This is a genomic window from Streptomyces sp. NPDC091271, from assembly GCF_044757505.1.
GTDB lineage: Bacteria > Actinomycetota > Actinomycetes > Streptomycetales > Streptomycetaceae > Streptomyces.
The window spans coordinates 928,071-950,166 of record NZ_JBIVVD010000003.1 but is presented as its reverse complement, the minus strand read 5'-3'; the positions used below and the strand labels follow the sequence as shown (position 1 = coordinate 950,166).

At 71.9% G+C, this 22,096-nt stretch carries 21 protein-coding genes and 1 other RNA gene; 10 read left to right on the top strand and 12 right to left on the bottom strand.

All coding sequences use genetic code 11. The features are described from left to right. The first annotated feature begins 137 nt into the window (after positions 1-137). Together ACIQM3_RS16130 and ACIQM3_RS16125 are read left to right on the top strand one after the other, a co-directional pair. Entirely contained in the window at positions 138-602 is a 465-nt protein-coding gene (locus tag ACIQM3_RS16130) for a lamin tail domain-containing protein (protein ID WP_401624195.1), read from the top strand. Positions 603-815: 213 nt separating this feature from the next. Continuing rightward, positions 816-1,670 (top strand): PhzF family phenazine biosynthesis protein, encoded by an 855-nt coding sequence (locus ACIQM3_RS16125; protein ID WP_401624193.1) that lies wholly within the window; start codon positions 816-818, stop codon positions 1,668-1,670. Between the two features lie 26 nt (positions 1,671-1,696). On the opposite strand, the gene ACIQM3_RS16120 is transcribed toward ACIQM3_RS16125, so the two are convergent. Continuing rightward, complete coding sequence (locus ACIQM3_RS16120) at positions 1,697-2,308, bottom strand: TetR/AcrR family transcriptional regulator (protein ID WP_401624191.1); 612 nt, start codon at positions 2,306-2,308, stop codon at positions 1,697-1,699. A 150-nt stretch (positions 2,309-2,458) separates the two neighbouring features. Between ACIQM3_RS16120 and ACIQM3_RS16115 the strand changes: the two genes are divergently transcribed. From ACIQM3_RS16115 to ACIQM3_RS16100, 4 genes are all read left to right on the top strand, one after another. After that, positions 2,459-3,040: a GNAT family N-acetyltransferase gene (locus tag ACIQM3_RS16115; RefSeq protein WP_401624189.1), complete on the top strand. Its 582-nt coding sequence runs from the start codon at positions 2,459-2,461 to the stop codon at positions 3,038-3,040. Positions 3,041-3,119: 79 nt separating this feature from the next. After that, positions 3,120-4,022: a glycosyltransferase family 2 protein gene (locus ACIQM3_RS16110; protein ID WP_401624187.1), complete on the top strand. Its 903-nt coding sequence runs from the start codon at positions 3,120-3,122 to the stop codon at positions 4,020-4,022. A gap of 202 nt (positions 4,023-4,224) precedes the next feature. Further along, the gene (locus ACIQM3_RS16105) at positions 4,225-4,653 is read left to right on the top strand and encodes a pyridoxamine 5'-phosphate oxidase family protein (RefSeq protein WP_401624185.1); all 429 of its coding nucleotides are present in this window, start codon (positions 4,225-4,227) and stop codon (positions 4,651-4,653) included. Between the two features lie 217 nt (positions 4,654-4,870). Then, entirely contained in the window at positions 4,871-5,902 is a 1,032-nt protein-coding gene (locus tag ACIQM3_RS16100; protein WP_401624183.1) for a 7-epi-alpha-eudesmol synthase, read from the top strand. 55 nt (positions 5,903-5,957) lie between these two features. On the opposite strand, the gene ACIQM3_RS16095 is transcribed toward ACIQM3_RS16100, so the two are convergent. The 5 genes from ACIQM3_RS16095 to ACIQM3_RS16075 are packed head-to-tail and all read right to left on the bottom strand — an operon-like array spanning position 5,958 to position 10,254. Further along, positions 5,958-7,211, bottom strand: coding sequence for a cytochrome P450 (locus tag ACIQM3_RS16095; RefSeq protein WP_401624181.1), 1,254 nt, complete (start codon positions 7,209-7,211; stop codon positions 5,958-5,960). After that, complete coding sequence (locus tag ACIQM3_RS16090) at positions 7,208-7,816, bottom strand: ATP/GTP-binding protein (protein ID WP_362931294.1); 609 nt, start codon at positions 7,814-7,816, stop codon at positions 7,208-7,210. Before ACIQM3_RS16090 ends, ACIQM3_RS16095 begins: the two co-directional genes overlap by 4 nt. Beyond that, entirely contained in the window at positions 7,797-8,168 is a 372-nt protein-coding gene (locus ACIQM3_RS16085; RefSeq protein WP_401624179.1) for a DUF742 domain-containing protein, read from the bottom strand. The genes ACIQM3_RS16090 and ACIQM3_RS16085 overlap by 20 nt, the downstream gene beginning before the upstream one ends. Continuing rightward, the gene (locus tag ACIQM3_RS16080; protein ID WP_104785091.1) at positions 8,165-8,575 is read right to left on the bottom strand and encodes a roadblock/LC7 domain-containing protein; all 411 of its coding nucleotides are present in this window, start codon (positions 8,573-8,575) and stop codon (positions 8,165-8,167) included. The genes ACIQM3_RS16085 and ACIQM3_RS16080 overlap by 4 nt, the downstream gene beginning before the upstream one ends. Positions 8,576-8,580: 5 nt before the next feature. Continuing rightward, on the bottom strand, positions 8,581-10,254 hold the full coding sequence (locus ACIQM3_RS16075) for an ATP-binding protein (protein WP_401624176.1): 1,674 nt from the start codon (positions 10,252-10,254) through the stop codon (positions 8,581-8,583). Positions 10,255-10,662: 408 nt separating this feature from the next. Here ACIQM3_RS16075 and ACIQM3_RS16070 point away from each other — a divergent pair, with 408 nt between their 5' ends. Continuing rightward, positions 10,663-12,006, top strand: coding sequence for a ricin-type beta-trefoil lectin domain protein (locus ACIQM3_RS16070; RefSeq protein WP_401624174.1), 1,344 nt, complete (start codon positions 10,663-10,665; stop codon positions 12,004-12,006). A 246-nt stretch (positions 12,007-12,252) separates the two neighbouring features. Beyond that, positions 12,253-14,955: a glycoside hydrolase family 97 catalytic domain-containing protein gene (locus tag ACIQM3_RS16065; protein WP_401624172.1), complete on the top strand. Its 2,703-nt coding sequence runs from the start codon at positions 12,253-12,255 to the stop codon at positions 14,953-14,955. 121 nt (positions 14,956-15,076) lie between these two features. On the opposite strand, the gene rnpB is transcribed toward ACIQM3_RS16065, so the two are convergent. From rnpB to ACIQM3_RS16050, 3 genes are all read right to left on the bottom strand, one after another. Continuing rightward, positions 15,077-15,476, bottom strand: an RNA gene (gene rnpB / locus ACIQM3_RS16060) — RNase P RNA component class A. Positions 15,477-15,494: 18 nt separating this feature from the next. Next, positions 15,495-16,028: a TetR/AcrR family transcriptional regulator gene (locus tag ACIQM3_RS16055; RefSeq protein WP_401624170.1), complete on the bottom strand. Its 534-nt coding sequence runs from the start codon at positions 16,026-16,028 to the stop codon at positions 15,495-15,497. Between the two features lie 81 nt (positions 16,029-16,109). Further along, on the bottom strand, positions 16,110-17,528 hold the full coding sequence (locus tag ACIQM3_RS16050) for an RNB domain-containing ribonuclease (RefSeq protein ID WP_401624375.1): 1,419 nt from the start codon (positions 17,526-17,528) through the stop codon (positions 16,110-16,112). A 154-nt stretch (positions 17,529-17,682) separates the two neighbouring features. On the opposite strand from ACIQM3_RS16050, the gene yaaA reads away from it, so the two are divergent. Together yaaA and eda are read left to right on the top strand one after the other, a co-directional pair. Continuing rightward, entirely contained in the window at positions 17,683-18,483 is an 801-nt protein-coding gene (gene yaaA, locus ACIQM3_RS16045) for a peroxide stress protein YaaA (protein ID WP_401624168.1), read from the top strand. Positions 18,484-18,566: 83 nt separating this feature from the next. Beyond that, a complete protein-coding gene (eda, locus tag ACIQM3_RS16040) occupies positions 18,567-19,214 on the top strand; it encodes a bifunctional 4-hydroxy-2-oxoglutarate aldolase/2-dehydro-3-deoxy-phosphogluconate aldolase (RefSeq protein ID WP_401624166.1) in 648 nt (215 codons plus the stop codon). Between the two features lie 4 nt (positions 19,215-19,218). On the opposite strand, the gene ACIQM3_RS16035 is transcribed toward eda, so the two are convergent. The 3 genes from ACIQM3_RS16035 to ACIQM3_RS16025 are packed head-to-tail and all read right to left on the bottom strand — an operon-like array spanning position 19,219 to position 22,057. Continuing rightward, positions 19,219-20,481 carry a bifunctional RNase H/acid phosphatase gene (locus ACIQM3_RS16035; RefSeq protein WP_401624164.1) on the bottom strand — a complete coding sequence of 421 codons (1,263 nt, stop codon included), beginning with the start codon at positions 20,479-20,481 and terminating at the stop codon, positions 19,219-19,221. Next, positions 20,481-21,224 (bottom strand): zinc ribbon domain-containing protein, encoded by a 744-nt coding sequence (locus tag ACIQM3_RS16030; RefSeq protein WP_401624373.1) that lies wholly within the window; start codon positions 21,222-21,224, stop codon positions 20,481-20,483. Before ACIQM3_RS16030 ends, ACIQM3_RS16035 begins: the two co-directional genes overlap by 1 nt. Beyond that, positions 21,221-22,057: a Nif3-like dinuclear metal center hexameric protein gene (locus ACIQM3_RS16025; protein ID WP_401624162.1), complete on the bottom strand. Its 837-nt coding sequence runs from the start codon at positions 22,055-22,057 to the stop codon at positions 21,221-21,223. Before ACIQM3_RS16025 ends, ACIQM3_RS16030 begins: the two co-directional genes overlap by 4 nt. Positions 22,058-22,096 lie beyond the last annotated feature (39 nt).

The window sequence follows — 22,096 nt, the reverse complement described above, 5'->3', positions numbered from 1 at the left end:
TCCACGCTTGCCCGGACCGCGCCGGAACTCGCCCCCGAATGACAGAGTTTGCGAGTTTCCCTCTCCCGGTCCGAGCAAGCGCATGCTGCCCGTATGCTGCTGACCTTCACCGGATGCACACAGAAGGACCACAAAGCATGCGCATACGCACCGCCGCGCCCCTCGCCCTGGCCGCCGCCACCGCCCTGGCCGGCTCGCTCCTCGCCACCGCCCCGGCCTCGGCGGCCTCCCACCAGGGCGGTCTGCACCTCGGCAAGATCCAGTACGACAGCCCCGGCAAGGACACCCGGACGAACACGTCCCTGGTCGCCGAATACGTGGACATCCACAACAACGGCAAGTCCAAGCTGCAGCTCAAGGGCTACAAGCTGAAGGACAACACCGGCTACACGTACACCTTCCCGAGCTTCGGCGTGGCCGCCGGCAAGACGGTCCGGGTCCACACCGGCAAGGGGAAGAACTCCGCGGCCCACGTGTACTGGAACCGTGGCTCGTACGTCTGGAACAACACCGGCGACAAGGCCCGGCTGATCAAGCCGAGCGGTGCGCTCCTGGACTCCTGCTCCTGGGGGAAGGGCACCGGCGTGAAGGTCTGCCACTGACCACGGTGAAGGGGCCGCCGCGGCCGGGGGGTCCGCCGAGCGGCCGGGGGTGGCGGTCCGGGGTGTCAGGACCCCGGACCGCCACCCCAAGGAGCCCCGGACCGCCACCCCAAGGAGCCCCGGGCCGCCACCCCACGGAACCCCGCAGCCGCCCGGGTGCTTGGAAGGCCGCGGGCGGGAATGCCCGGCCACGTCTTCCGGTTGAGCTGCGACATGAGCGCACACACCGCCACCGACGTCCTCCGCTACACCGCGTTCTCCACCGATCCCGACGGGGGCAATCCGGCAGGGGTCGTCCTGGACGCCTCCGGGCTCGACGACGCGGCGATGCTCGCGGTGGCGGCGGAGCTGGGCTACAGCGAGTCCGCCTTCCTCACCTCGCCGGACGGCCTGGGCGGGTACACCGTCCGCTACTTCAGCCCGAAGGCCGAAGTCCCCTTCTGCGGCCATGCCACGGTGGCCGCCGCCATCGCGCTCGCCGAGCGGGACGGCCCGGGCGATCTGGTGTTCTCCACCCCCGCCGGTCCGGTCCCGGTCACCGTCGTCCGCGAGGGCGACGAGCTCCGTGCCACCCTCACCAGCGTCGAGCCGCACACCACGGACGCCGTCCCCGAGGACGTGGCGGAGGCCCTGGCAGCCCTGGACTGGCCCGCCGGCGAACTGGACGCCGCGCTGCCGGCCCGCATCGCCTACGCGGGCGCCCGCCACCTGGTGCTGGCCGCCGCGACCCGCGAACGGCTGGCGGACCTCTCGTACGACTTCGCCCGGCTGGAAGCCCTCATGCAGCGGCTCGATCTGACGACGGTCCAGCTGGTGTGGCGGGAGTCCGCCACGGTCTTCCACGTCCGCGACCCTTTCCCGGTCGGCGGCGTCGTCGAGGACCCGGCGACGGGCGCGGCGGCCGCGGCGTTCGGCGCGTACGCGCGCGAGCTCGGTCTCGTCCCGCACGACGCGGTCCTCACCCTGCACCAGGGCGCCGACATGGGCCGGCCCGGCACCCTCACCGTCGAACTGAGGCCGGGTGACGCACGGATCAGGGTGTCCGGGACGGGGACCCGTATCGGCTGAGTCCTGCGGCGACGCGGGGGCAGGGCTCAGCTCACGTACACACCGGCCCGCGCAGCCACCGCCGCGGCCTCGGCCGCCCGGTCGGCGGCCGCCTCGTCGAGGGGGTCGCCGCTGGCCAGCAAGCGGTAGTAGAGGGGCGCCGACACCGCCCGGATCACCTCGCGGGCATCGGTCCCCCTGGGCAGCTCGCCCCGCTCCACCGCCGCGTCGACGCAGCCGGCCCACTCCTCGATGCGTACGGCGTAGAAGCGGTGCAGGGCCTCGGCCGTCCGGGCGTCGCACGTCGCCGCCGCGACGACGGCGGTGAAGAGGGGGCCTTGGCGCGCGTCGGTCAGCGTGCGCACCACCAGCCGCGCGTTGGACCGGAGGTCCTCGTCCAGGGACCCCGTGTCCGTACGCGGGACCGACTGCTCCGCCATCTCCGTCAGCAGGTCGGCGACCAGTCCCGCCGTGGTGGACCAGCGTCGGTAGACCGTCGTCTTGCCGACCTCGGCGCGGCGGGCCACGTCGGCGAGATCGAGCCCGTCGAAGCCGTGCTCGACCAGCGCGTCACCGGCCGCGCGCAGCACGGCCTCGCGCACCCGGGCCGTACGACCGCCGGGCCTGACCGTGCCCGGCTCCACATCCCCTGCGTCCACGAAAGGCCTCCAGTCCCGTCACCGGTTCACGCCACGAGACAGTACACGCTAACGGGAACACAGGGCCGTTAGCTTTCGCAGGTTCGCCGTGTGAGTCGGGCGGGTGAGTCGGGCCCGGGCGGCGGGGCGCGGGCGCGGCAGGATGACGGCATGGCACCACCGCTGACCGTTCCCAGCATGACCGCCGGACCCGACTTCGTCCTGCGCCCCTGGGAGATGAGCGACCTGCCCCTCGTCCGCGAGGCGGCGGAGGACGACTACATCCCGCTGGTCACCACGATCCCCACGCCGTACTCCGACGAGGCGGCCGAGGCCTACGTCAGGCGTCAGTGGGACCGGGCCGCCGACGGGGACGGATATCCCTTCACCATCGCGCGCACGCGGGACCGGCGGCCGGTCGGCTCCATCGGGCTCTGGCTCGCGGACGCGGCGGCGGGCCGGGCGACCCTCGGCTACTGGATGACGACCCCGGGCCGTGGCCAGGGCGTCGCGGGAGCGGCCCTGCGCACGGTCACCACCTGGGCCCTGCACGAGCTGGGCATCCCCCGGGTGCAGCTCCTCGTCGAACCCTGGAACACGGCCTCGGTACGGACCGCCGAGAGCGCCGGCTACCGGCGCGAGGGTCTGCTGCGCGGCTGGCAGGAGATCGGGGGCCGGCGCCGGGACATGCTGATGTACGCCCGGCTGAACGGCGACCGCCCTTCCGATGACCGGTCACCCACCGTGAGCTGAACACGAGACGTTACGATCACGGGCACCGCGGCGGTTCCGCGGTGCCGCAAGCCACCGAAATCCCCGGGAGAGCCGAGCCTTGTCCGAACCGCGTATCGGCGTGTCCATCGTGACCATGGGAGACCGCCCGCAGCAGGTCGAGGCGCTGCTGGCGTCGGTGGCCATGCAGGACGCGCGCCCCGCACGTGTGGTCGTCGTGGGCAACGGCTCGCCGCTCCCCGACTACAGCTCCTTCCCCGGTCTGACGGGGCCGGCCGGGGGCGTGACCATGCTCGAACTCGACGAGAACCTCGGCTGCCCCGGCGGCCGCAACGAGGCCCTCGAGGTGCTCGCCGCCTTCGGTGACGTGGACGTGGTGATCGAGCTGGACGACGACGGCCTCCTGGTGGACAAGGACGTGTTCAGCAGGGTCCAGGAGTTGTACGCCGCGGACCCGCGCCTCGGCATCGTCGGCTTCCGCATCGCCGACGAGCACGGTGAGACCCAGCGCCGGCACGTGCCGCGTCTCCGTGCCAAGGACCCGATGCGCGGCGGCCAGGTCACCGCGTTCCTCGGCGGCGGCCACGCGCTCTCCATGCGGATGCTCGCCGAGACCGGACCCTGGCCGGCCGAGTTCTTCTTCACCCACGAGGAGACGGACCTGTCCTGGCGGGCGCTCGACGCGGGCTGGAAGATCCTCTACGAGCCCGGCCTGCTGCTCCAGCACCCCAAGACGTCCCCGGCCCGCCACGCGGTCTACTACCGCATGACCGCCCGCAACCGCGTCTGGCTGGCCCGCCGCAACCTGCCCCTGCCCCTGGTCCCCGCCTACCTCGGCACCTGGATCCTGCTCACCGCGGCCCGCACCCGCTCGGCCACCGGCCTGCGCGCCTGGGCGGCCGGCTTCGTCGAGGGGGTGCGCACCGAGTGCGGCGAACGGAACCCGATGCAGTGGCGCACGGTGTGGCGGATGACGCGCCTGGGCCGCCCGCCCCTCGTCTGACCGCTCGGCCCCGGCCGCCCGCCGGTACAGCACGTCCTGCACCTCCTTCACCCGTTCCGGAAGCAGCCTCCCCATGCCCCGCCGCAGGGTGTCGGGCCGCAGATGGAGCCGGGACGGCGGCGGGTTCCGCCGCCGTCCCGGGGCGGGAGTTGCATAATGCCGCCTTGAGGCACCACCGACCGCCCGACCGAGGAGTCCAGCCATGGCTTTGACCCACACCGAGCGTGAGCAGTTCCTGGCCGAACCGCATATCGGCGCACTGGCCGTGGACGCGGCCGAGGAGGGGCGGGCCCCTCTCACCGTGCCGATCTGGTACCAGTACGCACCCGGTGGCGACCTGTGGATCATGACGGGGCGCGACTCCCGCAAGGGGACCGCCATCGCCCGGGCGGGCCGCTTCAGCATCATGGTGGACCGCCTCACGCCGACCATCCGCTACGTCTCCGTCGAGGGCCCGGTCGTCGCCACGCTCCCCGCCACCCGCGAGCAGCTGGTGGAGATGTCCTCGCGCTACCTCCCCGCCGAGAAGGTCGAGGGCTACGTCGACTTCGCCTGGAAGGAGCACGGCGCACAGGTGGTCATCCACATGCGTCCCCAGCGCTGGCTCAGCTCGGATCTGGGCCAGGTCTGAGCCTGCGGCGTACGGGCGTGGAGGCGCCGGTTCCGGAAAATCTTCTTCGAGACGATCTTGCGGCATAGATCGTTTAGGGTCTGGGCAGCATGAGGGCGCACATGATGAGCCATCAATTTGTGGCTCAAAACGTGCACTTCAAGTCAATGGGCGTCATTTTCGATCGCCCGGTCACGGGGCGGGGGCCTGTGAACTGTCTCAAGAGAGGACCCGCCACATGCCGCAGGACGTCACATTCGACCTCCCCTTCAAGACCCCGGTGAGCGAACACCTGGCGTACGCACGGGAGCGTCACCTGCGCTGGGTGTGGGAGATGGGCCTGGTGCGCAGCCAGGCAGGTTTCGAGGAGTACCAGTCCTGGGACCTGCCGCAGGCGGCGGCGCGTACGTACCCCTACGCCTCACCCGAAGACATGGTCGTCCTGATGAACTGGTTCTCCCTGGCCTTTCTCTTCGACGACCAGTTCGACTCCGGAAGCCCGGACCGCGCGGACCGGATAGCGGAGGTCGCGCGGGAACTGATAGCCACACCGCTGCGCCCCGCCGGGACGCCTCCGCGCGTGCTCTGCCCGATCACCCTGGCCTGGTCCGAGGTGTGGGCCCATCTCTCGGATGGCATGTCCCTGACCTGGCGTACACGGTTCGCCGCCTCCTGGGGGCGTTTCCTCGTCGCCCACACCGAGGAGGTCGACCTGGCGGCCGAGGGCCGTGCGGGGACACTCGGTATCCAGGAGTACGCGGAGTTCCGCCGCCGTACCGTGGGCATCCACCACAGCATCGACGCGGGTGAACGCAGCCGCGGCTTCGAGGTGCCGGCGCAGGTGCAGGCGCACCCGCTGATGGTCAGGATGCGGGACCTGGCCGCGGACACGATCGGCTTCATGAACGACATCCACTCCTTCGAGCGCGAGAAGCGCCGGGGGGACGGTCACAACCTCATCGCGGTCCTGCACCGGGAGCGCGGCTGCACGTGGGAGGAGGCCGCCGCCGAGGCGTACCGGATGACGACGGCGTGCCTCGACGAGTACCTCGCACTCGAGACGCACGTCCCGGGGATGTGTGAGGCGCTCGGCCTCGGCCCCGAGGAGCGGGCCCAGGTCCGGATGGGTGTGGAAGCCATCCAGCACTGGATCAGCGGCAACTACGAGTGGGCGCTGACCTCGGGCCGGTACGCCGCCGCGAAGGAGGGGCCGGCCGCCACGGCGGAGCTGGCGGGCCGGGGATCGCTGGACGATCTGCTCACCGTCTGACACACGTGTCCCCGCCCGGCCGGAGGATCCGGCCGGGCGGGGACACGTGGCGCGGTCAGACGGCGGTGAACTCGACCGGAAGGGTGTCCAGACGCGCTTCCCAGGTGGAGGCGGTCGAGGTGAGTTCGCCGGCGGGTACGGACAGACGCAGTCCGGGCAGCCGGTGCAGCAGGGTGTCGACGGCGGTCTCGATGATCGCCTGGCCGATGTTCTGGGCGGGGCATTCGTGCGGACCGCCGCTGAACGCGAGGTGCGACTGGTTGCCGTGTACGGAGACACCCGAGTCGGGGCGGATGTCCGGGTCGAGGTTGCCCGCGGCCAGCCCGAGCACCAGCAGGTCGCCCTCCTTGATCTGCGTACCGCCCAGCTCGACGTCCGCGGTGGCGAAACGTCCCGGGAGGACCGCCAGCGGCGGCGTGCTCCACATGACCTCCTCGACGACCTCGGAGACGGCCCGCTGGCCGCTGACGAGCCCCGAGAGCCGGGCGGGGTCGGTGAAGACCGCCTCCAGCACCCGGGCCAGCAGGTTGCTGGTCGTGGTGTGCGCGGTGATCAGGACCAGACGCAGGTGGCTGAGGATCTCGCCCTCGTCGAGTCCGGCGTCGTGCGCGAGCAGCCCGGTGGTGAAGTCGGGCCCGGGTTCGAGGCGCTTGCGCTCGGCGAGCTCCCCCAGGATCTCCATGATGCGGTCGTTGTGCGCGAGGGCGTCCGGACCTCCCTTGATGACCTGGGCGCAGGAGACCGCGAGGCTGCGGCCCTCGGCGGCCGGGAGCCCGAACAGCCGCGTCAGGACGAGCATCGGCAAATACTCGGCGTACTCGCCCACCAGGTCGGCACTGCCCTTCCCGGCGAACGCGTCGATCTGCTTGTTCGCGAAGTGCGTGACGTGGCGCCGGATACCGCGCCCCGCCAGGGTGTCCAGGTTGTCGGTGACCGCCCTGCGCAGCCTGCGGTGCGGCTCACCGTCCTGGGAGACGCAGTCCGGACGCCAGCCGAGCATCTGCATCAGCGGCGAGGTGTCCTCGACCTCCCCCTCCTTCCAGTCCCGCCAGATGCGCGAGTCCCGGCTGAACTGGAGGGGGTTGTCGAGCACGCGCCGGCTCTCGCGGTAGCCGAGGACCAGCCAGGCGCGGACGTCCCCCTCCAGGAGCACCGGTGCCACGGCTCCGTGTTCCTTGCGCAGCCGTCCGTAGATGCCCTGCGGGTCGAGCGCCGCGTCCGGCCCGTACAGCCGGGTCAGGTCGTCGGCGCCGCCGTGCATGACGGGGCAGCCCCGGGCGGCTTCCCCGTCGGCCGGGTGGTCGGTCATCGGGGCTCCAGAGCGACGGCGGAGCGTGCCTTGAGGTGACGTATCAGCGCGATCAGCACGTCCCGGCTGGAGTTCCGGTCACGGGCGTCGCAGGTCACGACCGGCGTGTGCTCCGGAATGTCCAGGGCGTCCCGGATCTCCTCGACCGGATGGTCCTTGGAGTCGGGGAACACGTTCAGGGCGATGACGAAGGGCACGTCCTGCCGCTCCATCTCCTCGATGGCGCGGAAGCTGGAGGCGAGCCGGCGGGTGTCCACCAGGACGACCGCTCCGAGGGCGCCCTTGAACAGGCCGTTCCACAGGAACCAGAACCGCTCCTGCCCCGGGGTCCCGAACAGGTACAGCACCAGCTCCTCGTTGATGCCGATCTTGCCGAAGTCGAGGCTGACGGTGGTCTCCTGCTTGTCCGCCACCCCGATCAGGTCGTCGACGTCCACGCTGGCCTGGGTCAGCGTCTCCTCGGTGGTGAGGGGCTTGATGTCGCTGACCGAGCGAACCAGGGTGGTTTTCCCGGTGCCGAAACCACCGGCGATCATCACCTTCACCGAGCGGGTGCCGCCTCCCGCCGTCTGCCGGTCGGGATGGTCAAAGCCTTTGAAGTCCACTGAGTACCTCCTCAAGGAGCGCGAGGTCGGGCCCGCGGCCGGCTCCTGACGCCGGGATGGGATCACGGGCTTCGACGCGGCCTGCGTCCAGCAGATCGGCCAGGAGCACCGCGAGAATGTTGAAGGGCAGTCCGAGGTGGGCGCCGAGTTCGGCCACCGACAGCGGATCGCGGCAGCGCCGGAGTATCTCCTCGTGCTCGTGCTGCAGACCGGTCCCGGCCGCGGTACGGGAGATGATGAGTGTCGCCACGTCCAGGGTCGACGCCGAACCACCCGGTCCGCTGCGCCCCCCGGTGAGGACGTAGTAGCGCTCGAGACCGGGCGGGTCCGTGGGCCGGCGGGGACCACTCATCCAGAATTCTCCTCCAGGCGCGGACTCGTGCCGAGGAGCTCACCCATCCTCCGCGCCAGATCCCTCATCTGATGGCCGAGCAGGCCCTGGTCGAGCCCCTCCCTGGCCAGCACCCCGAGGTACGTCTCCACACCGGCCCGCACCACGAAGAGATGGCCGCCGTCGACCTCGATCATCGCCAGGCGCAGCTGTCCCGCGTACGTGGGGAATTGCTCGGCCACCGGCTGCGCGAGCGCCTGCAGCCCCGCGACCACGGCGGCGAAGCGGTCCACGTCGTCGGGGTCGTCTGCGCCGTAGGAGGTGATGGCCTTGCCGTCGCTGGAGGCCACGAGGGCGAAACGTATCTCCCGGATACTCTCCGTGAGATCGCGGAGCGCCCAGCTCACGTCGGTTCCCTGTTGCGTCATGTGGACTAGTCGCTCTCTTCAGTGCGGTTGGACTCACGGCCGGCAGTCGTCTCGCGGGCGCCCGGGCCGGCGTCCGCGGTCGTCGCCCCTGGTGGAGCGCTTTCGCGCCCGGCCGTGGCGAAAGCGGCGAGGCCGGCGAACGAGGCGTCCGGCGGCACGGCGACCACGGACTCCGTGGTCCGGTCTGTTCCGCCCGGCCGGGCTGTCGGGGGGTCCGCCCGCCTGCTCCTGCGTCGCGGCAGGCCGCCGGGCGTGGTGTCCATGGCGTCGATGGCTTCGGTGCTTTCCACGGGCACGGCGGCCCGGGCCGGCTCGGGGACCGGCTCGGCCCTCTCGACGGCGGGCTTGGCCGGCTCGGTGACGGGGGCGGGCAGATGGCTGAAGTACTTGTGGGGAACCACCACGACCACCGAGGTGCCGAGCCACGGCGAGTCCGCGAAGGTGACCCGGATGCCGTAGCGGCGCGCGAGGGCGCCCACCACGCGCAGGCCGAGGTTGGCGTCCTCCGAGATGCCGCCCAGGCCGGGGCCCTGCGCGGTACCCGCGATGGCCTGCTCGGCCTCGCGCTTGCGCTCGTCGCTCAGCCCCTTGCCGGCGTCCTGGATCTCGATACCGACGCCGTTGGGCACCTCCTTGCCGGAGACGACCACGGGCTCGGTGGGCGGCGAGTAGCGTGCCGCGTTGTCCAGGAGGTGGGCGAAGATCAGCGTGAGGTGGTCCACCAGACCGCCGTCCACACCGAGTTCGGGCAGGTGACGGACCTGGACGCGGTTGAAGTCCTTGATGCGTCCGATGCCGCCGCGGACCACGCTGAGCAGTCGCTGCGGCTCCTGCCACTGGCGTCCGGGCCGGTCCGAACCACCGAGTACGCCGATGCTGGCGGCGAGACAGTCGGCGGGGCCGATCTCCTGGTCCAGCTCCATGAGGCCCTGGGCCACGGCGGGCAGCCGCCCGTGTTCGCCCTGCATCTCGTGGAGCCTGCCGCGCAGCCGGCCGGTCAGCACGTGGATCCGGCTGCCGATGCCGACCACGGCCTGCTCGGCCGACGTGGAGCGGTTCAGCTCCTCCTCCACGGCGAGCAGCGCGGTCCGCTGGACCCTGCGCAGTGCGGCGCGGAGCTCCGGACTCGCGTCGGCCTCCTGTGCGGCCTCGGCCAGGATGTCGTCGATGGCCTCGCCGTCCCGGAGCCGGGTCACGGCTTCGGGGAGGTGGCTGTCGCCGAGCCTGACGACGACGGCCTGCTGGAGCGCGAGCCGCTCCTCCGTCGCGCGGGCCCGTTCGGCGATGCCTGCCTCGTACGCCTGGGTGTGCTCCGCGAGCCGGGCCTCGAAGGTGGCCGCCTGCTCGCCCAGCCGCGCCTCCAGGGCGGAGCGCTCGGCCGCGAATCTCTGCTCCCGGCCCCGCACATCCGCGTACAACTGCTGGGAGTGCTCGGCCTGGGCCGAGCGGAAGTCGTCGTTCGCGCGGCCGAGCCGGGCCCGGGTCCGCACGAGGAGCCGTACACAGACCGCGCCGGCGACGGTGACCGCGGCCCCCGCGAACGTCGCGGGTATCTGGACCTCATCGGGTCCCGCCACTGCGGTGACGACGGTTCCGGCTCCTAAGGCCAGCGGCATCAGCCACCAGCCGTACCAGGAGACCGGGGCACGTGCCGCCGGGGGTGGAGTGGCAAGTTCCATCTGCATCCTTCGAGAGCAACACATTCGAACAGGGGGGAGTCGCGCACACGCCGCAACGCCGCACGCGGAGCGGGCAGCGCGGCGGCGGCCGAGTGAGTTCGAGTCAACTCGCCGCGCCGCAGGGGAGCCTATCGGGTTACGGACGCAAGTGATCAACTCCCCTCCGTATACCGGAAGGTATGGGATCGGCCGCCGGCCGGAACCCGACGGCGGCCGTGGCACCGGCACGGATGAAGGCGTCACCACGGGGTACGAAGCGGAGGAGGCGCGGACGGCCCCGCCCCGGGCGGGAGTCCGGGAGGGCAGACGGGCGGGGAAGAAGGGGCAGATTCCCCGAACCCCTCCGGACATCCGGGTGTGCCCCTGGGCTTGCTGACACGGGAACCGGTGCGGCCCTACCGTCGACTGGTGGACCTATGGACTTCTTTGGAACCCGCGTCGACCACGGTGGATCCGGGCAGCAGTACGACCGTCCGGCTGCGGCTGCGGAACACCGGCGACGTCGTCGACGAGTACCGCTTCGAGCCCGTAGGCGACATCGCCCCCTGGATGACCGTGGAACCGCAGACGGTCCGGCTCTATCCGGGTACGACCGCGACGGTGGAGCTGACGATCGCGCCGCCCCGCACTCCGGACGCGACGGCCGGGGCGAATCCGTACGCGGTGCGGATCACACCGACCGAGCATCCTGAGGCCACCACGGTCCCCGAGGGCAACGTCACGATCACCCCGTTCACCGAACTCAGGGCCGAGCTGGTCCCTCCCACGGTCAAGGGGCGCTTCCGGGCCCGGCCCAAGCTGGCTGTCGACAACCTCGGGAACACCAAGCTCACCGCGTCGGTCAGCGGGAGCGACAACGGGGACGCTCTCTCGTACGACATCCGCCCGGGCAGCATCCAGGTCGAGCCGGGACGTGCCGTCTTCGTCGACGCGACGCTGAAGCCCCGCCAGATCACCTGGTTCGGGTCGAAGGAACAACGCCCCTACACGCTGGCCGTCCAGAGGTCCGGGGCGCAGCCCGTCGACGTGGACGGCACCTACGTCCAGCGAGGGTTCCTGCCCGGGTGGCTCGCCACGGCACTCGGTATCGCCCTGGCCCTCGCCATCACGTTCGTCGTCATCTGGCTCGCCTACAAGCCGCAGGTACGCAGCCTCGCCACGGAGAAGGTCGCCGACTCCCCGGTCAGCACCCTGCCGCCGTCCGCTTCGCCGCCGGCCCCGCCGTCGCCGCAGGCCGAGTCCAAGGCGCCCACTGCTGAGCCCACACCGGAGAAGGAGGACACCGGCGCGGACGCGCCGAAGGAGCCCGCCGGCGGTGGCGGCGGCGCGGAGCCCGAGAAGCAGCCCGCCCCGGCGCCGGGCTCCCACATCATCAGCAAGTCCGCCGGCCTCTGCATCGAAGCCACGGGCCAGGTGAACGGCGAGGCCAGGGACGGCACGCACCTGACGGTCTGGAACTGCAAGGAGAGGGCCAACCAGAAGTGGGAGTTCCTCGGCGACGGCACCGTTCGCTCGCTCGGCATGTGCATGGACGTGGCCTGGGGCGCCAAGGAGGACGGCACCGTGATCCAGCTCGCCCGGTGCACCGGCGTCCCGGCTCAGAAGTTCGTACTGAGCGGCGAGGGGGACCTGGTCAATCCGCAGGCGAACAAGTGCGTGGACGCGAAGGACGGCGGTCGCGCCGACGGGGACGTTCTGCGGCTGTGGACGTGCGCCGGAGTGCCTCACCAGAAGTGGCGGATCGAGGGCTGACCGCGCGCGCTGCGGGCGAACGGTCCGTCCTTCAGGTGGTGCGGTCGGTGTTGATCTTCACTTGGCTCTCCGGTGAGGTCGCAGCCGTGGGCGGTGACGACCGCCGGGCCGTGCGGGGAGGTCCGGGACCGGCGAATCCGGTGCAGTCTGTTTACAGGCTCCGTCCCGACCGGTAAGCAGGCACCAGCACTGTGCGAAGTAGTCCGGTGCTGTTGGTAGTTGGTCGGTTCCGATACGGAGGACTGGATGAGACGGCGAAACCTACGTGCCGGCCCCATGGCGCTGATGTCGGCCACGGTCAGCGCCGCACTGGCTCTGAGCTCGGCCGGCCCGGCGAGCGCATTGCCTGACAACGTTGTCGGACCTCATTCCGGTCCCGCGGCCACGTCATGGACCGTGCAGCGCGGCGGGCCGACCGCGGTCGTCACCCTCGACCGGGCCGACGGCTCGCTGGACTTCTCCGTCCGGCGGAACGGACGGACGGTCCTGGAACCCGCACCCGTCGGTGTGGTCACCGATCAGGCGGATCTGACCTCGGGACTGCGCCTGCTGCACCGTGACAGCCGGACGGTCGACGAGAAGTACACGACGACCGTCGGCAAGCAGCTCCGGCGGTCCGTCCACATGAACGAGTCGCGGTTCGCCTTCGAGGGGAAGGACGGTGCACGCCTCGATCTGGTGGTCCGGGCCGGCGACGACGGCGTGGCGTACCGCTATGTCCTGCCCGGCGGGGACGGCGTGACCATCGAGCACGAGGCCTCCGCCTTCCAGCCCCCGGCCTCGTCGCCGGCCTGGCTCAGCCACTACGCCGCCCCTCACGAGCAGCCCTACGACCGGACCACCGCGGCCTCCGCAGAGAGCGGCGAGTACGGCTACCCGGCGCTCTTCCAGGTGGGTGACCAGAACGTCGTACTCGCCGAGTCGGACCTCGACGGCCGGTACTCCGGGAGCCGTCTGGTGCACGAACAGGGCACCGGACGCTACGAGGTGGCGCTGGCCGACGAGGAGGTCCACGCGGACGGGCCGCTCACCACCCCGTGGCGCACCGCCGTCATCGGCGATCTCGCGACCGTCGCCGAGTCCACCCTCATCGACGACCTGGCGCCGCCGTCCCGGATCCGCGACACCTCCTGGATCGAACCCGGGAAGGTCGCCTGGTCATGGCTGGCCGGGTTCGGCGCGGCCCAGCGCAGCCTGGAGACGCAGGAGAAGTTCGTGGACCACGCCGCGGCGCACGGGTGGCAGTACGCCCTCGTCGACGACGGCTGGAAGACCACGGACTGGATGCCGCAGCTCATGGACTACGCGAAACAGCGCGGAGTGAAGATCCTGCTGTGGATGCACTGGACGGACCTCGACACCGCCGCCGAGCGTGACGCGCAGCTGGACAAGGTCAAGAGGTGGGGCGCCGCCGGCCTCAAGATCGACTTCATGGACTCCGACACCCGTGAGCGCTTCCAGTGGTACGACGACATACTCGAAGCCACGGCCGAGCGTGAACTCGTCGTCAACTTCCACGGCTCCACGATCCCGAACGGCATCCAGCGCACCTGGCCACAGGTGTTGTCGATGGAGGCGGTGCACGGCGCCGAGCAGGGCGACGTCCGGGCCGACAACATCGCGACGCTGCCGTTCACCCGTAACGTCGTCGGGTCGATGGACTTCACCCCGATGGGTTTCCAGTTCGGTCAGCGCAACACATCCGATGCGGCGGAACTGGCCCTGTCCGTCATATTCGAATCAGGTCTGCAGAACTTCGCAGGCAGCATCGCGGAGTACCGGGCCCGTCCCGAACTGACCCGATTCCTGGAGCAGGTACCGACGGTCTGGGACGAGACGGAGCTGCTGAAGGGCAGCGCGCCCGGCCGGAGCGCCGGCTTCGCACGACGCAGTGGCGCCCGATGGTTCTTGGGCGAGATGGCCGCGGGTGCGGCTCGTACCCACCAGGTGCCGCTGGACTTCCTGGGCGGCGGGAAGTGGCGCGTCGACGTGGTCCGCGACGGCTCGGACGGTCTGGTCCGGGAGAGCCGACTGCTCACCCGCCACGACACCCTGAAGGTGCCGGCTGCCGAGAACGGTGGGTTCGCCGCGATCGTCTGCCGTGCCGTGCCGGGCCGGTCCGGTTGCGACGAGCCCGTACGCCACGTCCCCTCGGGCACGCTGACCGTGGACCCGCAGCAGACCGCGGCGGACCCGGGCGCGGAGGTGGGGCTCGACGGCAGCTTCGCCGTCGACGAGTTCGGTCCGGTCACCGATGTCACGCTCAGCGCGGAGGCCCCGGAGGGCTGGAGCGTCGAGGGGCCGGGGGCGACCGCGGCCGAGCTGGCCACCGGTCAGCCGCTGACCGCGGACTGGCGGATCACCGTGCCGGAGCAGCCCGCCTACGGCTGGACGGAGATTCCGGTCACCGTCACCTATCGGGACCCGGCCGCGGGCGCGAAGGCGCCGAAACTGAGCCTGCAGAGGCAGGCCCGTGTCTTCGTGTCACCCCCCGGCATCGACTACGTCAGCGATCTCCCCTTCTCGGATGAGAGCAACGGCTGGGGCCCGGTCGAGCGGGACACGTCCAACGGCGAGTCGGCCGAGGGCGACGGGGGCCCGCTGCGTATCGGCGGCCGGACCTACGACAAGGGGCTCGGCGCGCACGCGTCCTCCCAGGTGACGGTCGACCTGGGCGGTGCCTATGACCGTTTCAGCGCCGACGGCGGCATCGACGAGGAGAAGCCGGACAAGGGGTCCGTGGTCTTCGAAGTCATCGGCGACGGGAAGGTGCTGGGCACGAGCGAGGTCATGGGCCCGGATGACGCCGCCCATACCTTCGACATCGACGTCACCGGCGTGCAGCGGCTGACCCTGCGTGTGACGGACGGCGGCGACGGCAACGACTCGGACCATGCGGACTGGGCCGACGCACGGCTGCGCATCGCCGCCGGTACGGCCCGCCGGTAATCGGACGGGCCCGGCGAAGGCACTGTTCGTCGGTGGAGATCTGCCCGGGAGTGAGCCCCTTCGCGCACAGCGAGGGGGCCGTTCCATCCAAGCCGGTCAGGGGCGAAACCGCTGGTAGCGGCAGACGAGTCGGGCTGTACGCCGGGTTCTGTCGCCCGGTCGCCTCGCGGCGGCCGGGGAGACGGCCATCCATCTAGGACCGGCATTGCTGCCGGTCTCGTGCGGTCTACCCGCGAACTCGGGCGGGCAGCCCTCGGACGTTCGCGCAGGAGCACCGGAGTGCTCCCTCTTGACCTTGCTCCGGGTGGGGTTTACCTAGCCGCCTGAGTCGCCTCAGGCGCTGGTGGTCTCTTACACCACCGTTTCACCCTTACCGAGGACCGAGGTCCCCGGCGGTCTGTTTTCTGTGGCACTGTCCCGCGGGTCACCCCGGGTGGCCGTTAGCCATCACCCTGCCCTGTGGAGCCCGGACGTTCCTCGGGAGGATCCGGGGATCCTCACGCGGCCGTCCGCCCGGCTCGTCTGCCGTGGTGACCATGCTACCCGGCGGGGCCGGCGGTGAAGGCCGCGATGCCGGCCTCCCAGGCCGCCGAGAGGTCGGCGCCCGGGGGGAAGCGGCCGTTGAGCTCCAGGACCACCATTCCGTGGGCGAAGGCCCAGGCCGCGCGGGCCCGGTCCTCGTCGCCCCCGGCGGCACGGAACAGCGGGGCCGCCGCCGCGTCCGCCGCCCCCGTGGCGGGGAGGGTGCGGCCCATGGTGAGGAGGTAGAGGTGCGGGTGGGCCAGGGCATAGGTGCGGTACGCGGTGGCGAGCGCGGAGAAGGAGCCCGGGGCGGCCGCCTCGGCCGCCGCCATGACCCCGGCGGTCTCCCGGAGCATCTCGGTGGCCAGCGCCGCCACGACGGAGGACTTGTCCGGGAAGTGTTTGTACAGGGACGGCGCCTTGACGCCCACCCGGTCCGCCAGCCGGCGCATGGTGAGCGCTTCGGGGCCCTCCGCCTCCAGCAGGACGCGCGCGGCGGCGATGATCTGCCGGGGTCTGCCGGCCGCGGGGGCGGTGGCGAGGTCAGTCACGCATGAGACCTTCCCTGGTACGGAGTCGCTACGCAGTCCGCAGCCGAGGACGTGATCGTACGAGATGCGGACAAGCCGCCCTCACTCGGGCGCGAACAGCACCTTCGAGGAGCCGGGGTCGGCCTGGGTGAGGCGGACCCGCAGTCGTTCGCCGAGGGGGAGCGGGTCCTCGGACTCGATCCGGGCGACGATCGCGGGGTCCTCGATGTGGACGGTGCCGACGGCCGGTTCGTTGTCCTTGACGTCGGTCACGTAGCCGTCGAAGACCTCGCCGACCTTGTCACCGAGCAGCGCCGCCTCGACGAGGTCGACGCACTCGCGCTCCACGGTGTTCGCGCGGCGGGTGCCCTCGGCCATCTCCTTCGGGAGCCCGGGCAGCGCCCGGAGCACCCATTCCGGCGGCTGCCGTCCGGCGACCGCGGCGAGGCACAGCTCGGCGGCGTAGCGGTCGACGAGGCGGCGCAGCGGTGCGGTGCAGTGCGTGTAGAGCTCGGCGACGGCGGCGTGCACGGCGGGGGTGGGGAGGTCCCCGTGTTCGAAGACGGAGTAGCCGGCGCCGCGCAGGAGCGTGGTGCACTCCTGGAGGAAGGCCGCGTGGCTGCCCTTCGAGGGGTCGAGGGAGCGCACCACTTCGGCGTACGGCACGTGGTGCGGCCAGTCGATGTGCAGGGCCTCGGCGGAGCGCCTGAGCCGGGCGACGGCGCCGTCGGGGGCGACCGGCAGCGTACGGAGGATGCCGGTGCCCGAGTCCCGCATGAGCCCGGCGGCCGCCATGCCGGTGAGCAGGGAGATCTGGGCGTTCCAGCCGTCGGCGGGCACGGGCACGCGGTAGTCGAGGTCGTAGCCGCCGTCGCGTTCGACGATCTCCTGCTCGGGCACGTCGAGCGAGATGCCGCCCCGGGCGATCTCCTGCTGTTCGCGCAACAGACCGATCTCCTTGAGCAGGGCGAGGGGCTCCTCGGCCGTTCCCGCGTCGATCTGCCGCTGGACGCCCGCGTAGTCGAGCTTCGCGCGGCTGCGCACGAGGGCCCGGCGCACGTCGGTGGCGACCGTACGGCCCTCGGTGTCGAGGTCGATCCGCCAGAGTGCGGCGGGGCGGGTCTCGCCGGGGAGGAGGCTGGCGGCTCCCTCGGAGAGCACCGGGGGGTGCAGGGGAACCTTGCCGTCGGGGAAGTACAGGGTCGTCACCCGCCGGTGGGCCTCGCCGTCCAGTGCTCCGCCGGGCCGGACGAAGGCGGCGACGTCGGCGATCGCGTAGTGCACGCGGAAGCCGTGCGGGCGCCGCTCCAGATGCATCGCCTGGTCGAGGTCCGTGGAGTCCGGCGGGTCGATGGTGAAGAACGGCAGGTCCGTGGCGTCCAGGTGGCCGGAGACGTCAGGGGCCCTCGCCGCCTCCGCGGCCTCGGCGAGGACACCGGGCGGGAAGCCGTCGGCCAGGCCCAGTCCGGTGCGCAGTGCACGCAGGGCCGCCCGCAGCGGGGTGCCGTCTGCGCCGGTCATGTGGAGGTGGCGGCGGGGCATGCCACCGAGCGTAGGCCGGAGCGGTGGGGTCGGCATCCCGGTCTCCGGGGCGGGCTCGGGTGGGCCGGCCCGTACCCTTGCCGGGGGCTCCCACGCGCCGCGGAGCCCTGTGCCGCGTGTGAAGGAGAACCCCGTGCTCGTGCTGTTGCCGCCCTCCGAAGGTAAGGCCGCTTCGGGGCGCGGGGCACCGCTGAAGCCGGAGTCCCTGTCCCTGCCGGGCCTCGCCGACGCCCGGGCCGAGGTACTCGACGAGCTGGTCGAGCTGTCGATGGCGGACGAGGAGAAGGCCCGCGAGGTGCTGGGCCTGAGCGAGGGGCTGCGCGGCGAGATCGCGAAGAACGCTGAGCTGCGCACGGCCGGGACGCGGCCCGCCGGGGAGATCTACACGGGGGTGCTGTACGACGCCCTCGGCCTGGCCTCGCTGGACGCGGCGGCCAAGCGGCGTGCCGGGAAGTCACTGCTGGTCTTCTCCGGGCTGTGGGGTGCGGTGCGGGTGGGTGACCGGATCCCCTCGTACCGCTGCTCGATGGGGGTGAAGCTGCCGGGTCTGGGAGCGCTGAACGCGTACTGGCGCGCCCCGATGGCGTCGGTCATGCCGGAGGTGGCCGGGGATGGGCTGGTCCTGGATCTGCGCTCGTCCGCGTACGCCACGGCGTGGAAGCCCTCGGGCGAGGTCGCGGAGCGCACGGCGAGCGTGCGGGTGCTCCAGTCGCAGATGGTGGACGGGGTGGAGAAGCGGTCCGTGGTCAGCCACTTCAACAAGGCGACGAAGGGCCGGATGGTCCGCGATCTGCTCCTGGCCGGGGTCCGCCCGAAGGGCCCGGCGGAGCTGGTGGAGGCGGTGCGCGACCTCGGATACGTGGTGGAGGCGCAGGCCCCGGAGCGTGCGGGGCGGCCGTGGGCGCTCGATGTGGTGGTCACCGAGATTCACTGATCCACCGTCGGCCCACCGCGGTCGCGTTGCACCATACGCAACGCGCGTTGCGCAGTGTGCGGTTCTCGCGGCAGGATGGCCCCATGACCTCCTCCGCGCCCGCCGCCGTGTCCGCCTCCGTCCTGGACCTCGCCCCCGTCGTCCCCGTCGTCGTGCTGGAGGACGCGGCCGACGCGGTGCCGCTGGCCCGCGCGCTCGTGGCGGGCGGACTGCCCGCGATCGAGGTCACGTTGCGGACGGCCGCCGCGCTCGACTCGATCCGGGCGATCGCCGCGGAGGTCCCCGACGCCGTGGTCGGCGCCGGCACGGTGATCTCCCCGGCGCACGTGACCGAGACCGTCGCGGCCGGAGCGCGCTTCCTGGTCAGCCCCGGCTGGACGGACGCCCTGCTGGACGCGATGAAGGCGTCGGGCGTGCCCTTCCTGCCGGGCGTCTCGACGACGTCCGAGGTGGTCGCGCTGCTGGAGCGCGGGGTCACGGAGATGAAGTTCTTCCCCGCCGAGGCCGCGGGCGGCACCGCCTATCTGAAGGCGCTGGCGTCCCCGCTCCCCCAGGCCCGGTTCTGCCCGACGGGCGGCGTCTCGCTCGCCTCCGCGCCGTCGTACCTGGCACTGCCCAACGTGGGATGCGTGGGCGGCAGTTGGATGGTTCCGGGCGACGCGGTGGCGGCGAAGGACTGGGCGCGCGTGGAGCGGCTGGCCGCGGAGGCGTCCGCACTCGGCGGCCGCTGAGCCGCTACTGCAGGTGTGAGGTGTCGTTGAGGAGCCTCAGCGACGGGTTCCCGTCCGAGTAGTACGCCACCGTCGAGACGGACGCGGGCGAGAGCTCCATCCGGAACAGCGACTCGGGCGGTGCGCCCAGGGCGAGCCGGACCAGGGTCTTGATCGGGGTGACGTGCGTGACCAGCAGCACCGTGCGGCCCGCGTAACGGGCGATCAGCCGGTCGCGCGTCACCGACACCCGCTCCGCCACCTCGGCGAAGCTCTCGCCGCCGCCCGTGGGCGCCGCGTCGGGGGACGCCAGCCAGGTGGTGAGGTCGGCGCCGTGACGCTCCCGCACCTCGCCGAAGGTGAGCCCTTCCCAGACCCCGAAGTCCGTCTCGCGCAGGCCTTCCTCGATACGGACCTGAAGGCCGAGCCTGGCCGCCACGGCTTCCGCCGTCTCACGGCAGCGCCGCATCGGGGAGCTCACGACCTCCTGGACCGTGCCCCGGGCCGCGAACGCCTCCGCCGCGCACGCGGCCTGGTGGCGGCCGGTCTCCGAGAGCTCCGGATCGCTGCCGCCGCTCCCCGAGAACCGCTTCTCGGGCGTGAGGGCCGTCTCGCCGTGCCGGAGCAGGATGAAGGTGGCGGGCGCGCCCATGTCGGGTGCGCTCCCCCAGCCCACCTGCGGGGTCGCTGACGCACTCTGCGGGGCGGCCTCCGAGGGGCGGGCGGCCGCCATGGCGGCGCGGACCTTCGCAGCGCCGGCCGCCGCGTCGCCGGGCGGTCCTGACCGCGGCGGCGGATCCGGGACGACCAGCGTGCGCACCGTCTCCACGTCGGCCGTCGAGGCCGCCGGGTCCCACTGCTCACCCCGCCTGCCCGCGTCCATCGCCTCGTTGGCGAGCCGGTCGGCGTGCTTGTTCTCCGCGCGCGGGATCCACTCGTAGGTGACCGAGGAGGCGGGCAGGACACGCCCGGCCTCGGCGGCGAGCGGCTTCATGTCGGGGTGCTTGATCTTCCAGCGGCCCGACATCTGCTCGACCACCAGCTTGGAGTCCATCCGGACACGGACCTGCACGTCCGTGTCCGGGAAGAGCTCCTTCACCGCCTTCAGGCCGGCGATCAGGCCCTTGTACTCGGCGACGTTGTTCGTCGCGACGCCGATGTATTCGGCCTTCTCGGCGAGGGTGTGGCCGTCGGCCGGGTCCACGACGACAGCGCCGTAACCCGCGGGTCCCGGGTTGCCCCGGGAGCCCCCGTCGGCCTCGACGACCAGCTGGCGGGGAGCGGACATTACAGGCCCGACTCCGAGGTGCGTACGAGGATGCGGTGGCAGTTCTCGCAGCGCAGCACGGTGTCGGGGGACGCGGCCTTCACGTCGTTGACCTCGGTGATGTTCAGCTCCAGGCGGCAGCCCTCGCAGCGGCGCTGGTAGAGCCGTGCGGCGCCGACGCCGCCCTGCTGGGCGCGCAGCTTGTCGTACAGCTTGAGCAGGTCGGCGGGGACGGCACCCGCGACGACCTCGCGGTCCTTGGCCACGGTGGCGGCCTCGGCGTCGAGCTCCTGGGAGGCCGCCTCCCGGCGGGCGGTCGCGTCGTCCACCTTGGCCTGGACCGCGCTCACGCGCTCGGTCAGTTCGGCGACGCGCTCCTGGGCGGACTCGCGGCGCTCCATGATCTCGAGGACGACGTCCTCCAGGTCGCCCTGGCGCTTGGCCAGCGAGGTGATCTCACGCTGGAGGCTCTCCAGGTCCTTCGACGAGGAGACCGCGCCGGAGTCGAGCCGCTGCTGGTCGCGGACGGCGCGCTGGCGCACCTGGTCGACGTCCTGCTCCGCCTTGGTCTGCTCGCGGGTGGTGTCGCTCTCCTCGGTCTGCGAGGCGACGAGCAGGTCGCGGAGCTGGGCGAGGTCGCTGTTGAGCGACTCCAGCTCGGCGTGCTCGGGCAGCGAGGTGCGCTTGTGGGAGAGCTGCGACAGACGTACGTCGAGTGCCTGGACTTCGAGGAGTCGGATCTGGTCGGCGGGCGCGGCGTTCAGTTGGGGGCTCCAGAAGAGTGGTGGGTGGTCCAGGGGTCGGTGACCTGCTTCGAGACATGGACCCGCAGGTCCCATCCGTGGCGGTCGGAAATAGCGTCGAGCTGCGCGGCGGCCTGCTCGCACCATGGCCATTCGGTGGCCCAGTGTGCGGCGTCGACGAGGCCGAGCGGCGAGTGCTGGACGGCCTCGGAGGCCGGGTGGTGGCGCAGGTCCGCGGTGAGGAAGGCGTCCACACCGGAGGCGCGTACGGCGTCGAAGAGGCTGTCGCCGGAGCCGCCGCTCACCGCGACCCGGCGCACGGGTGCGTCGGGGTCGCCGGCCAGCCGGACGCCCTGCGCGGTGGCGGGCAGCCTGGCGGCCGCGCGGGCGGCGAAGTCTCGGAGGGTCTCGGGGTGGTCGAGCTCGCAGATCCGGCCGAGCCCGCGGCGCCCTTCGGCGTCGGTGGGGTCCGGCACGAGGGGGCCCGTGACCCGCAGGTCAAGGGCGCCCGCGAGGGCGTCGGAGACCCCGGGATCGGCGGTGTCGGCGTTGGTGTGCGCGACATGCAGGGCGATGTCGTGCTTGATGAGCCCGTGCACGACCCGGCCCTTGAAGGTGGAGGCCGCGACCGTCGTCGTGCCCCGCAGATAGAGCGGGTGGTGCGTGACGATCAGCTGGGCGCCGAGGGTGCGGGCCTCGTCGGCGATCTGCTCGACGGGGTCGACGGCGAAGAGGACCCGGTCGATCTCCGCTCCGGGATCACCGCAGACCGTGCCGACGGCGTCCCATCCTTCGGCCCGCTCGGGAGGCCAGAGGGCGTCGAGCTCGGCGATGACTTCAGACAGACGGGGCACGTAGGAAAGGCTACCTGTCCGCCGTGGCCCGGCGCCCCT

What these genes read in the sequence shown, in the direction of transcription:
- ACIQM3_RS16085 (WP_401624179.1), bottom strand. Translation starts at nt 8,168, where the DNA reads ATGAGTGGTCCCCGCCGGCCCACGGACCCGCCCGGTCTCGAGCGCTAC.
- ACIQM3_RS16105 (WP_401624185.1), top strand. Translation starts at nt 4,225, where the DNA reads ATGGCTTTGACCCACACCGAGCGTGAGCAGTTCCTGGCCGAACCGCAT.
- ACIQM3_RS16130 (WP_401624195.1), top strand. Translation starts at nt 138, where the DNA reads ATGCGCATACGCACCGCCGCGCCCCTCGCCCTGGCCGCCGCCACCGCC.
- ACIQM3_RS16050 (WP_401624375.1), bottom strand. Translation starts at nt 17,528, where the DNA reads ATGACCGGCGCAGACGGCACCCCGCTGCGGGCGGCCCTGCGTGCACTG.
- ACIQM3_RS16035 (WP_401624164.1), bottom strand. Translation starts at nt 20,481, where the DNA reads ATGTCCGCTCCCCGCCAGCTGGTCGTCGAGGCCGACGGGGGCTCCCGG.
- eda (WP_401624166.1), top strand. Translation starts at nt 18,567, where the DNA reads ATGACCTCCTCCGCGCCCGCCGCCGTGTCCGCCTCCGTCCTGGACCTC.
- ACIQM3_RS16125 (WP_401624193.1), top strand. Translation starts at nt 816, where the DNA reads ATGAGCGCACACACCGCCACCGACGTCCTCCGCTACACCGCGTTCTCC.
- ACIQM3_RS16065 (WP_401624172.1), top strand. Translation starts at nt 12,253, where the DNA reads ATGAGACGGCGAAACCTACGTGCCGGCCCCATGGCGCTGATGTCGGCC.
- ACIQM3_RS16100 (WP_401624183.1), top strand. Translation starts at nt 4,871, where the DNA reads ATGCCGCAGGACGTCACATTCGACCTCCCCTTCAAGACCCCGGTGAGC.
- ACIQM3_RS16080 (WP_104785091.1), bottom strand. Translation starts at nt 8,575, where the DNA reads ATGACGCAACAGGGAACCGACGTGAGCTGGGCGCTCCGCGATCTCACG.
- ACIQM3_RS16115 (WP_401624189.1), top strand. Translation starts at nt 2,459, where the DNA reads ATGGCACCACCGCTGACCGTTCCCAGCATGACCGCCGGACCCGACTTC.
- ACIQM3_RS16095 (WP_401624181.1), bottom strand. Translation starts at nt 7,211, where the DNA reads ATGACCGACCACCCGGCCGACGGGGAAGCCGCCCGGGGCTGCCCCGTC.
- ACIQM3_RS16075 (WP_401624176.1), bottom strand. Translation starts at nt 10,254, where the DNA reads ATGGAACTTGCCACTCCACCCCCGGCGGCACGTGCCCCGGTCTCCTGG.